This window comes from Vibrio sp. V08_P9A1T1, assembly GCF_963874405.1.
Classification (GTDB): Bacteria; Pseudomonadota; Gammaproteobacteria; order Enterobacterales; family Vibrionaceae; genus Vibrio; species Vibrio anguillarum.
Genome location: NZ_CAWNIB010000144.1, coordinates 16253 through 28906, shown reverse-complemented (window position 1 = coordinate 28906; position 12654 = coordinate 16253). Strand labels below are relative to the sequence as shown.

General features: G+C 45.8%; 8 protein-coding genes and 1 pseudogene. All 9 read left to right on the top strand.

Going from position 1 to position 12654, the window contains the following annotated elements; translation table 11 throughout:
* A pseudogene (gene tuf / locus AACT21_RS06965) lies at positions 1–406 on the top strand (elongation factor Tu); the annotation flags it as partial.
* Between the two features lie 253 nt (positions 407–659).
* Positions 660–1040 carry a preprotein translocase subunit SecE gene (gene secE / locus AACT21_RS06960; protein ID WP_026027980.1) on the top strand — a complete coding sequence of 127 codons (381 nt, stop codon included), beginning with the start codon at positions 660–662 and terminating at the stop codon, positions 1038–1040.
* Positions 1041–1052: 12 nt separating this feature from the next.
* Positions 1053–1601, top strand: a complete 549-nt coding sequence (nusG, locus tag AACT21_RS06955) for a transcription termination/antitermination protein NusG (protein WP_013857954.1) — start codon at positions 1053–1055, stop codon at positions 1599–1601.
* 133 nt (positions 1602–1734) lie between these two features.
* Positions 1735–2163: a 50S ribosomal protein L11 gene (gene rplK / locus AACT21_RS06950; RefSeq protein ID WP_010318965.1), complete on the top strand. Its 429-nt coding sequence runs from the start codon at positions 1735–1737 to the stop codon at positions 2161–2163.
* 4 nt (positions 2164–2167) lie between these two features.
* A complete protein-coding gene (gene rplA, locus AACT21_RS06945; RefSeq protein ID WP_013857952.1) occupies positions 2168–2869 on the top strand; it encodes a 50S ribosomal protein L1 in 702 nt (233 codons plus the stop codon).
* 288 nt (positions 2870–3157) lie between these two features.
* The gene (rplJ, locus tag AACT21_RS06940; RefSeq protein ID WP_026027617.1) at positions 3158–3646 is read left to right on the top strand and encodes a 50S ribosomal protein L10; all 489 of its coding nucleotides are present in this window, start codon (positions 3158–3160) and stop codon (positions 3644–3646) included.
* A 60-nt stretch (positions 3647–3706) separates the two neighbouring features.
* The gene (rplL, locus tag AACT21_RS06935) at positions 3707–4072 is read left to right on the top strand and encodes a 50S ribosomal protein L7/L12 (protein ID WP_010318962.1); all 366 of its coding nucleotides are present in this window, start codon (positions 3707–3709) and stop codon (positions 4070–4072) included.
* A 252-nt stretch (positions 4073–4324) separates the two neighbouring features.
* Positions 4325–8353, top strand: a complete 4029-nt coding sequence (rpoB, locus tag AACT21_RS06930; RefSeq protein ID WP_010318961.1) for a DNA-directed RNA polymerase subunit beta — start codon at positions 4325–4327, stop codon at positions 8351–8353.
* A gap of 79 nt (positions 8354–8432) precedes the next feature.
* A complete protein-coding gene (rpoC, locus tag AACT21_RS06925) occupies positions 8433–12635 on the top strand; it encodes a DNA-directed RNA polymerase subunit beta' (protein ID WP_013857949.1) in 4203 nt (1400 codons plus the stop codon).
* Positions 12636–12654 lie beyond the last annotated feature (19 nt).

The following is a 12654-nucleotide window of genomic DNA, read 5'->3' as shown; positions in this document are numbered from 1 at the left end:
GATGTTCCGTAAGCTGCTTGACGAAGGTCGTGCAGGTGAGAACGTTGGTGCACTTCTACGTGGTACTAAGCGTGATGAAGTAGAACGTGGTCAAGTACTAGCGAAACCAGGTTCAATCACTCCACACACTAAGTTCGAGTCAGAAGTGTATGTATTGTCTAAAGATGAAGGCGGCCGTCATACTCCGTTCTTCAAAGGCTACCGTCCACAGTTCTACTTCCGTACAACGGACGTAACAGGCGATATCTCTCTACCAGAAGGCGTAGAGATGGTAATGCCAGGTGACAACATCCAAATGGTTGTAGAGCTAATCGCTCCAATCGCGATGGATGAAGGTCTACGTTTCGCGATCCGTGAAGGCGGTCGTACAGTAGGTGCTGGTGTTGTTGCTAAAGTTATCGCTTAATTGCTGATTTAGCCGTTTAAATACGAATAGTATTTGACTAACGACTACCAAAAAGGGCATCATTTGATGCCCTTTTTCTGCACTAAATTTGGCCGTTGTCGATTTGTTGGTCGATAAAGCCAGTGCAAAGGATTTAAGATAGAGACATTTCTATCTTGATGAGTATGTATAGGTAGCTTTACCTGTGCTATGGATTTGCCCTGCAACAGCGGGGTTGTTGTCGTCTATGTTAAGACTTGTAACAGGTTGGTTTATGAAAGCAAACAATGCTGAAATTCCTGATAGCTCAAGTGCAGCAGACACATTTAAGTGGATTGTCACTTTTGCTCTGTTAGCTGCCGCTGTTGTGGGTAATTACCTGTATGGTGAAATGTCTGTAGTGCTTCGCGCTGCAGGTGTGGTTGCGCTGATTATTGCAGCACTCGGTGTTGCTGCGACAACCACAAAAGGAAAAGTGGCGATTGCGTTTGCGCGTGAATCTCGTATGGAAGTTCGCAAAGTGGTATGGCCGACACGTCAAGAAACCATGCAAACAACATTAATCGTTTTAGCTGTAAGTATCGTAATGGCTCTAGCACTTTGGGGCATCGACGGCATTATGGTTCGTCTTGTCGCTTTCGTGACTGGGGTATAGAGGGTTTAATACATGAGTGAAGCTCCTAAAAAACGCTGGTATGTAGTTCAAGCCTTCTCTGGATTTGAAGGTCGCGTAGCGCAATCGCTGCGTGAGCATATCAAGATGCACGCAATGGAAGAATTCTTCGGTGAAGTTCTTGTTCCAACCGAAGAAGTTGTTGAAATGCGTGCAGGTCAACGCCGTAAAAGTGAGCGCAAGTTCTTCCCAGGCTATGTATTGGTACAGATGCTCATGAATGATGAGTCCTGGCACTTAGTTCGTAGTGTTCCTCGTGTAATGGGTTTCATTGGTGGAACCTCCGATCGTCCTGCACCTATCACTGACAAAGAAGCCGATGCGATTCTTAATCGTCTAGAGAAAGCGAGCGAAGCTCCGCGTCCTAAGACGATGTTTGAAGCAGGTGAAGTGGTTCGTGTTAATGAAGGTCCATTCGCTGATTTCAACGGCACCGTTGAAGAAGTGGATTACGAGAAGAGCCGCATTAAAGTGTCAGTATCTATCTTTGGTCGTGCAACTCCTGTTGAACTTGAGTTTGGCCAAGTCGATAAGCTTGATTAAAAAAACACCTTTTAGGGTTGTTAAGGGCGTGAAATGTGATTATAATTTCGCGCCTTATTTACACGTCTTTATGACAAAGTAACCGGGGAGCTGATCAGCTGATTGGCGTTTGTACCCACATTTAGGAAATATCATGGCTAAGAAAGTTGAAGCTTATATCAAGTTGCAAGTTGCATCTGGTATGGCGAACCCAAGTCCACCAGTTGGTCCTGCACTAGGTCAACGTGGCGTTAACATCATGGAATTCTGTAAAGCGTTCAACGCAAGAACAGAATCAATGGAGAAAGGCTTGCCTACTCCAGTTGTTATCACTGTATACAGCGACCGTTCTTTCACGTTCGTAACTAAGACTGCTCCAGCGGCTGTTCTTCTGAAGAAAGCTGCAGGCATCAAGTCTGGTTCAGGCCGTCCAAACACTGAAAAAGTGGGCACGGTTACTGATGCTCAAATCCAAGAAATTGCAGAAGCGAAAGCGGCTGATATGACTGGTGCTGACATTGAAGCGATGAAACGTTCTATTGCGGGTACTGCTCGTTCAATGGGCTTAGTGGTAGAGGGTTAATATCATGGCAAAACTAACTAAGCGTATGCGCACTATCCGTGAGAAAGTTGACGCAACTAAAGAATACGAAATCAACGAAGCTGTAGCTCTTCTTAAAGAACTTGCAACGGCTAAATTCGTTGAGTCTGTAGACGTTGCTGTGAACCTTGGCATTGATGCTCGTAAATCTGACCAAAACGTACGTGGTGCAACTGTTCTGCCACACGGTACTGGTCGTGAAGTACGTGTTGCAGTGTTCACTCAAGGTGCAAACGCTGAAGCGGCTAAAGCTGCTGGTGCAGATTTAGTGGGTATGGAAGATCTAGCTGAGCTAGTGAAGAAAGGCGAAATGAACTTTGACGTTGTTGTTGCTTCTCCAGATGCAATGCGCGTTGTAGGTCAACTAGGTACCATTCTTGGTCCTCGCGGTCTAATGCCAAACCCTAAAGTTGGTACTGTAACTCCTAACGTTGCTGAAGCGGTTAAGAACGCTAAAGCAGGTCAGGTTCGTTACCGTAACGACAAAAACGGCATCATCCACACAACTATCGGTAAAGTTTCTTTCGAAACTAACCAACTTCAAGAGAACTTAGAAGCTCTTCTAGTTGCACTTAAGAAAGCGAAACCTTCTTCTGCTAAGGGTACTTACCTGAAGAAAGTAAGCATTTCTACTACGATGGGTGCTGGTGTTGCTGTTGATCAGAACACGCTAAACGCTCAAGCGTAATAATACATTTGATTAGGTGTGGAATTTGTGTATAATTCTGCGCCTAATATTTGTGGTTGGGGCTGATTTTAGTTCTTAGAACTATGACCCAGTCTCCGTCCAAGACCGTAGGCGTTATTTGTCTGTTTGATAAATGACTTAATCGTACCTACGTAGATGGTGCCCGAACTGACAGAAAGCATAATTTATTTTTTGAATAGATAAACTTTCTTCTGGGACTGCACCGAAATAACTCTCACTGTTGTGATAATAGTGAGTGGTGTAACGACAACCAGGAGTAAATCCAAGATGGCTTTAAACCTTCAAGACAAACAAGCAATTGTTGCTGAAGTCAACGAAGCGGCCAGTGGTGCACTTTCTGCAGTTGTTGCTGACTCTCGTGGCGTTCAAGTAGGCGCGATGACTTCTCTACGTAAACAAGCTCGTGAAGCGGGTGTTTACATGAGAGTTGTTCGTAATACTCTAGCACGTCGCGCAGTGGAAGGCACAGCTTACGAATGTCTACAAGACGTATTCGTAGGTCCTACTTTGATCGCATTCTCTAACGAGCATCCAGGTGCTGCAGCGCGTCTTTTTAAAGACTTCGCTAGAGAGAACAAGCACTTTGAAATCAAAGCAGCTGCATTTGAAGGCGCATTAACTGACGCTGAACTACTAGCGACACTACCAACTTACGACGAAGCAATCGCACGCCTAATGATGTGCATGAAAGAAGCTTCTGCTGGCAAGCTGGTACGTACTATCGCTGCTGTCCGCGATCAAAAAGAAGCTGCGTAATTCGCATTGCTTTTTATTGTTTGCTAAATAAACTTATTGTTGACTTAAAAGAGAATTGTTATGTCTATTACTAACGAGCAAATCCTAGATGCAGTTGCAGAAATGTCTGTAATGCAAGTTGTTGAACTTATCTCTGCTATGGAAGAGAAGTTCGGTGTTTCTGCTGCAGCTGCAGTAGTTGCAGGCGGCCCAGCAGCAGCAGCTGTTGAAGAGCAAACTGAATTCGACGTAATCCTAACTGCTGCTGGCGCAAACAAAGTATCTGTAATCAAAGCAGTACGTGGCGCAACTGGCCTAGGTCTTAAAGAAGCTAAAGCTCTAGTTGACGGCGCTCCAGCTGCAATTAAAGAAGCAGTTTCTCAAGCAGAAGCTGACGCACTTAAGAAAGAGCTAGAAGAAGCTGGTGCGACTGTTGAAGTTAAGTAATTATTACTTAATTTCTTAGCCGCAAGGCTAATGGCTGGTGGTTTATTGACCACCGGCCTTTTTGCGCTGTAGGGTATGGGTGAATTTTCCCGCTGTTTAGACGCTTATACTCGTGCAAAAGCACACAAACTATCATTTTTGAGTGATGTTGTGTTACTACAGTAAACAGCTGTTAGTCACTGTCCTATGACCCTTTATTTTTGAATAATTGGTGGGCAGTTTGGGTCACTTATCAGCGAGCTGAGGAACCCCATGGTTTACTCTTATACCGAGAAAAAGCGCATCCGTAAGGACTTTGGTACTCGTCCACAAGTGTTGGACATTCCATACCTGCTATCGATCCAGCTCGATTCGTTCGACAAGTTTATCGAACAGGATCCTGAAGGACAATACGGTCTTGAGGCTGCTTTTCGTTCTGTATTTCCTATTCAGAGCTATAACGGCAATTCTGAGCTGCAATACGTTAGCTATCGTCTTGGTGAGCCAGTTTTTGACGTTAAAGAATGTCAAATTCGTGGTGTAACTTATTCTAAGCCACTACGCGTAAAACTACGCCTAGTGATCTTTGATAAAGACGCGCCAGCAGGTACTGTAAAAGATATTAAAGAACAAGAAGTCTACATGGGTGAAATTCCCCTCATGACAGACAATGGTACCTTCGTAATTAATGGTACTGAGAGGGTTATCGTATCCCAGCTGCACCGAAGCCCAGGCGTATTCTTCGACAGCGATAAGGGTAAAACTCACTCATCAGGTAAAGTTCTTTATAACGCACGTATTATCCCTTACCGTGGTTCATGGTTAGATTTTGAGTTTGATCCAAAAGATAACCTATACGTGCGTATTGACCGTCGTCGTAAACTGCCTGCATCGATCATTCTTCGTGCACTTGGTAAATCGACAGAAGAGATCTTGGATCTGTTCTTCGAAAAAGTGAAGTTTGAAGTCAAAGACCAAACTCTTCTTATGGAGTTGGTACCTGAGCGCCTGCGTGGCGAAACAGCGTCATTTGATATTGAAGCAAATGGTACCGTTTATGTCGAAAAAGGTCGTCGTGTAACGGCTCGTCATATTCGTCAACTAGAAAAAGATAACGTTGATTTTATCGAAGTACCCGTTGAGTACATCGTTGGTAAAGTCGCTTCTAAAGATTATGTCAATGAAGCAACTGGTGAAGTCATCGTTAGCGCAAACCAAGAAATTAGCTTGGAAGCATTAGCGAATCTTTCACAAGCGGGCTATAAGAAACTTGAAGTTCTATTTACGAACGATCTTGATCATGGTCCATTTGTGTCTGAGACGCTCCGCATCGACAGTACGGTTGATCGTATTTCTGCACTAGTAGAAATCTACCGCATGATGCGCCCTGGCGAGCCACCAACAAAAGAAGCAGCCGAATCGCTGTTTGAAAGCCTATTCTTCTCAGAAGAACGCTATGACCTATCAACAGTAGGCCGTATGAAGTTCAACAGCTCAATTGAGCGTGAAGATGCCGGCGAGCTTGGTACGCTTGACGAAACTGATATCATCGAAGTGATGAAGAAGTTGATCGCCATTCGTAACGGCATTGGCGAAGTGGACGATATCGACCACCTTGGCAACCGTCGTATTCGCTCTGTTGGTGAAATGGCTGAAAACCAATTCCGCGTAGGTCTTGTGCGTGTTGAACGTGCAGTGAAAGAGCGCTTAAGCCTTGGCGATCTTGATGCGATCATGCCTCAAGATTTGATCAATGCGAAGCCTATCTCTGCGGCCGTTAAAGAATTCTTCGGTTCTTCACAGCTTTCTCAGTTTATGGACCAGAACAACCCACTTTCAGAAGTGACGCACAAACGTCGTATTTCTGCATTGGGTCCTGGCGGTCTAACTCGTGAGCGTGCTGGCTTTGAGGTACGTGACGTACACGTAACTCACTACGGTCGTCTATGTCCGATCGAAACGCCAGAAGGTCCGAACATCGGTCTGATTAACTCATTGTCAGCATTTGCACGTTGTAACGAATACGGTTTCCTAGAAACTCCGTACCGTCGCGTTGTTGATGGTGTGGTGACTGATGAAGTTGACTACTTGTCAGCTATCCAAGAAGGTCAATTTGTTATCGCGCAGGCAAACGCCATTCTGACTGAAGAAGGTACGTTTGCAGATGAGCTGATCACAGCTCGTCAAAAAGGTGAATCTGGTCTTCACCCTCGTGAACATGTTGACTATATGGACGTTGCGACCAACCAGGTCGTATCAATCGCCGCTTCGCTTATCCCGTTCCTAGAACACGATGATGCGAACCGTGCATTGATGGGTGCGAACATGCAACGTCAAGCGGTTCCAACGTTACGCGCTGAGAAGCCGTTGGTTGGTACTGGTATCGAACGTAATGTAGCGGTTGACTCTGGTGTAACTGCCGTTGCCAAACGTGGCGGTATGGTGCAGTCAGTTGATGCGTCTCGTATCGTAGTTAAAGTTAATGAAGATGAACTTGTATCTGGTGAAGCGGGTATCGACATCTACAACCTAACTAAATACACACGTTCGAACCAAAACACATGTATTAACCAACGTCCTACTGTGATGCCAGGTGAACCTGTAGCTCGCGGTGATGTCCTTGCTGATGGTCCTTCAACAGACCTTGGTGAGCTAGCGCTTGGCCAAAACATGCGTATCGCATTCATGCCTTGGAATGGTTATAACTTCGAAGACTCGATCTTAGTATCTGAGCGCGTCGTTCAAGAAGACCGTTTCACGACTATCCACATCCAAGAACTTTCTTGTGTGGCTCGTGATACTAAGCTGGGCTCTGAAGAGATCACAGCGGATATTCCAAACGTAGGTGAATCGGCTCTGTCTAAACTAGACGAGTCAGGTATCGTTTACATTGGTGCTGAAGTTAAGGGTGGTGACATCCTAGTTGGTAAAGTAACGCCGAAAGGCGAAACTCAGCTAACTCCAGAAGAGAAGCTACTACGTGCAATCTTCGGTGAAAAAGCCTCTGATGTTAAAGATACGTCACTGCGTGTACCAAACTCTGTTTCAGGTACCATTATCGATGTTCAAGTTTTCACTCGCGATGGCGTAGAGAAAGACAAGCGTGCGCTTGAAATTGAACACATGCAGCTAAAAGAAGCGAAGAAAGACCTTACCGAAGAGTTCCAAATTCTTGAAGGTGGTCTACTAGCACGTGTGAAAGCTGTACTGATCAATGGTGGCTATTCTGAAGCGAAGCTTGATGCGATTGATCGTAAGAAATGGCTAGAACAAACACTAGAAAACGACGAGCTACAATCTCAACTTGAACAGCTTGCTGAGCAGTGGGATGAGCTAAAAGCTGACTTCGATAAGAAGTTCGAAGCGAAACGTCGCAAAATCACTCAAGGTGATGATCTAGCGCCTGGCGTTCTGAAGATTGTTAAAGTTTACCTAGCGGTGAAACGTCGTATCCAGCCTGGTGATAAGATGGCAGGTCGTCACGGTAACAAGGGTGTAATCTCTAAGATCAACCCTGTTGAAGACATGCCTTACGATGAAAACGGTCAGCCGGTTGATATCGTATTAAACCCACTGGGTGTACCGTCACGTATGAACATCGGTCAGATCCTTGAAGTTCACTTAGGTCTGGCTGCAAAAGGTATTGGTGACAAGATCAACCAAATGGTTAAAGAACAACAAGAGCTGTCTAAGCAGCGTGAGTTCTTACAGAAGGTTTATGATCTTGGCGATACGCGTCAGAAAGTAGATATTGCTGCTCTGTCTGATGGTGATGTTCGTACTCTTGTGAACAACCTTCGTGGTGGTTTACCGATTGCAACTCCAGTATTTGATGGTGCGTCAGAAGCATCAATCAAAGAACTATTAAGCCTAGCCGACCTACCAACTTCTGGTCAGCTAACACTGTTTGATGGTCGTACTGGTGATGCATTCGAGCGTCCTGTAACTGTCGGTTACATGTACATGCTCAAACTGAACCACCTTGTTGATGACAAGATGCACGCTCGTTCAACAGGTTCGTACAGCCTAGTAACTCAGCAACCACTTGGTGGTAAAGCTCAGTTCGGTGGTCAGCGTTTCGGTGAGATGGAAGTGTGGGCACTAGAAGCATACGGTGCTGCATATACACTACAAGAAATGCTTACTGTTAAGTCAGATGACGTTAACGGTCGTACGAAGATGTATAAGAACATCGTTGATGGTAACCATAGCATGGAACCTGGCATGCCAGAGTCTTTCAACGTATTGCTGAAAGAGATCCGCTCGCTAGGTATCAACATCGAGCTAGAAGACGAAGAGTAATCTTGGCGGTAAACCCTCTGGATTATCCTGGTAGAAAGGCGCTCGCCGAGCGCCTTTTAACTCCTTACAGGAGCTGATTGTGAAAGACTTATTAAACTTTCTAAAAGCACAGCATAAGACCGAAGAATTTGATGCAATCAAAATCGGTCTATCTTCACCTGACATGATTCGTTCATGGTCTTTTGGTGAAGTTAAAAAACCTGAAACGATCAACTATCGTACGTTCAAGCCTGAACGTGATGGTCTGTTCTGTGCGCGTATTTTTGGTCCAGTCAAAGACTACGAATGTCTTTGTGGTAAATATAAGCGTCTGAAACACCGTGGCGTGATCTGTGAAAAATGTGGCGTTGAAGTTACACAAACTAAAGTTCGTCGTGACCGTATGGGCCACATCGAGCTTGCATCACCGGTTGCTCACATCTGGTTCCTAAAATCGCTACCGTCTCGTATCGGTCTGCTAATGGATATCCCTCTACGTGATATCGAACGTGTTCTTTACTTCGAAATGTATGTAGTAACAGAGCCGGGTATGACGGATCTAGAAAAGAGTCAGATGCTTACTGAAGAAGAGTATCTTGACCGTCTAGAAGAGTGGGGCGATGAGTTCACGGCGAAGATGGGCGCAGAAGCGATCAAAGACCTATTGGGTTCAATGGATCTTGTCGCTGAAACAGAGATGATGCGTGAGGAGTTACAAACCACTAACTCTGAAACTAAACGCAAAAAACTGACTAAGCGTCTGAAGCTTGTTGAAGCGTTTATCAGCTCAGGTAATAACCCTGAGTGGATGATCCTGACTGTGCTTCCGGTACTTCCGCCAGATCTACGTCCTCTAGTACCACTAGATGGCGGTCGTTTTGCGACATCTGATCTGAACGATTTGTACCGCCGTGTGATCAACCGTAACAACCGTTTGAAGCGTCTTCTAGAGCTAGCAGCTCCGGACATCATCGTACGCAACGAAAAGCGTATGCTGCAAGAGTCTGTTGATGCGCTACTTGATAACGGTCGTCGCGGTCGTGCGATCACAGGTTCTAACAAGCGTCCTCTGAAATCTCTTGCTGATATGATCAAGGGTAAACAAGGTCGTTTCCGTCAGAACCTACTTGGTAAACGTGTAGACTACTCAGGCCGTTCTGTAATCACAGTAGGTCCATATTTACGTCTGCACCAGTGTGGTCTTCCTAAGAAGATGGCACTTGAGCTATTTAAACCATTTATCTACAGCAAGTTAGAGACTCGCGGCATGGCCACGACGATCAAAGCAGCTAAGAAAATGGTTGAGCGTGAAGAAGCGGTTGTTTGGGATATCCTAGACGAAGTGATTCGTGAACACCCAGTACTACTAAACCGTGCACCAACACTGCACCGTCTTGGTATTCAAGCGTTCGAACCTGTACTGATTGAAGGTAAAGCGATTCAACTGCACCCACTTGTGTGTGCGGCGTATAACGCGGACTTCGATGGTGACCAAATGGCGGTTCACGTGCCTCTAACTTTAGAAGCACAGCTTGAAGCTCGTACACTGATGATGTCGACGAACAACATTCTGTCGCCAGCATCAGGTGATCCGATCATCGTACCTTCACAGGACGTGGTCTTGGGTCTGTACTACATGACTCGCGAAAAAATCAACGCGCAAGGTGAAGGTATGTACCTGGCTGGCCCTAAAGAGGCTGAGAAGGCATACCGTACTAAGACAGCGGCGCTACACGCACGCGTTAAAGTACGTATCACTGAAACCGTTGTTGATGAAGATGGTTACAGCACAACTGAGACTAAGATGGTCGATACGACTGTCGGTCGTGCCATGCTATGGCAAATCGTGCCTAAAGGCCTGCCATACAGCATCGTGAACCAGAAGCTTGGTAAGAAACAGATCTCAAATCTATTAAACGAAGCGTATCGTAAGCTTGGTTTGAAAGATACGGTCGTATTTGCTGACCAAATCATGTACACCGGTTTTGCTTATGCAGCACTGTCAGGCGTGTCAGTTGGTATCGACGACATGGTTGTACCAGCAGCGAAATACACTGAAATTGCTGAAGCTGAAGAAGAAGTACGCGAAATCCAAGAACAGTTCCAATCAGGTCTTGTTACGGCGGGTGAGCGTTACAACAAAGTTATCGATATCTGGGCGTCTACCAACGACCGTGTTGCGAAAGCGATGATGGATAACCTATCTTCTGAAACCGTGATCAACCGTGATGGTGTAGAAGAACAACAAGAATCGTTTAACAGCATCTATATGATGGCTGACTCGGGTGCTCGTGGTTCTGCTGCTCAGATTCGTCAGCTTGCAGGTATGCGTGGTCTGATGGCGCGTCCAGATGGTTCAATCATCGAAACGCCTATCACAGCAAACTTTAAAGAAGGCCTGAACGTACTACAGTACTTTATCTCTACCCACGGTGCACGTAAGGGTCTAGCCGATACAGCACTTAAAACAGCGAACTCAGGTTACCTGACTCGTCGTTTAGTAGACGTTGCACAAGACGTTGTGGTAACAGAGCATGACTGTGGCACTCAAGAAGGTGTCGACATGATGCCTCATATCGAGGGTGGTGATGTTAAAGTTTCTTTAACTGAACTGGCTCTTGGTCGTGTTGTGGCTGAGGATGTGATGAAGCCAGGCACTGAAGAAGTACTTATTCCACGTAATACTCTGATTGATGAGAAGTGGTGTCAGATTATCGATGAGAACTCTGTCGATAATATGAAAGTACGTTCAGTGGTAACCTGTGATGCGGACTTCGGCTGTTGTGCGCTATGTTACGGTCGTGACCTTGCTCGTGGTCACCTAGTGAACCAAGGTGAGGCAGTCGGTGTTATTGCTGCTCAATCTATCGGTGAGCCGGGTACACAGTTAACGATGCGTACGTTCCACATCGGTGGTGCGGCTTCTACTGCTGCGGCAGAGAACAGCATCCAAGCGAAGAACAAAGGTTCTGTGAAACTTCACAACGCTAAGTTCGTTATCAACAAAGATAAGAAGCTGGTTATCACATCTCGTGCATCAGAGCTGACTATCATTGACGAATTTGGTCGCACGAAAGAAAAACACAAACTGCCTTACGGCTCTGTGTTGAGTAAAGGTGATAACGACGCGGTTGAAGCTGGTCAAACAGTGGCTAACTGGGAAGCGCACACCATGCCAATCATCACTGAAGTGGCTGGTCGCATCCAATTCGTTGATATGATTGATGGTGTAACGGTTTCTCGCCAAACAGATGACCTAACGGGTCTATCTTCAAGCGAAGTAACCGAAGCTGCCGCTCGTCCAGCAGCAGGTAAAGATATGCGTCCAGCTATCAAACTTGTTGATGCGAAAGGTAAAGATGTCATGATCCCTGGTACTGATATGCCAGCTCAATACTTCTTACCGGGTAAAGCGATCGTTAACATCGAAGATGGTGCTGAAGTTGGTATTGGTGACACATTAGCGCGTATTCCACAAAAATCTGGCGGTAACCGAGACATCACGGGTGGTCTACCTCGCGTAGCTGACTTGTTTGAAGCTCGTCGACCAAAAGAGCCTGCGATTCTTGCTGAGCACACAGGTACTGTGAGCTTTGGTAAAGAAACCAAAGGTAAACGTCGTCTAATCATCACTCGTGAGGGTGACGAAACTTATGAAGAAATGATTCCTAAGCATCGTCAACTTAACGTGTTTGAAGGTGAGAAGATCGAACGTGGTGACGTTATTGCTGATGGTCCTGAGACTCCGCACGATATCCTACGTTTACGTGGTATCCATGCTGTAACGTCTTACATCGCTAACGAAGTTCAAGAAGTTTACCGTCTGCAAGGCGTTAAGATTAACGATAAGCACATTGAAACTATCGTTCGTCAAATGCTACGTAAGTGTACGATTACTCATGCTGGCGACTCTGAGTTCCTAGCGGGTGAGCAAGTTGAATACTCACAAGTGAAAGTTGCAAACCGTAACCTAGAAGCCGAAGGCAAACAGCCTGCTCGTTTCGAGCGTGAGCTACTAGGTATTACTAAAGCATCTCTAGCGACTGAATCGTTCATCTCTGCGGCATCGTTCCAAGAGACAACTCGCGTACTAACAGAAGCGGCTGTTTCTGGTAAACGTGATGATCTTCGCGGTCTGAAAGAAAACGTAATCGTTGGTCGTCTGATCCCAGCGGGTACAGGTTTCGCTTACCACCAAGAACGTCAAGCTAAACGTGCGGCACAGCTAAAAGGCCCGTCTGCTGAACAAGCGACAGATAACCTAGCGGCACTGCTAAACGCAGGTTTCTCTTCTGAAGAGTAATCTCAGCGCTGATTAAAAA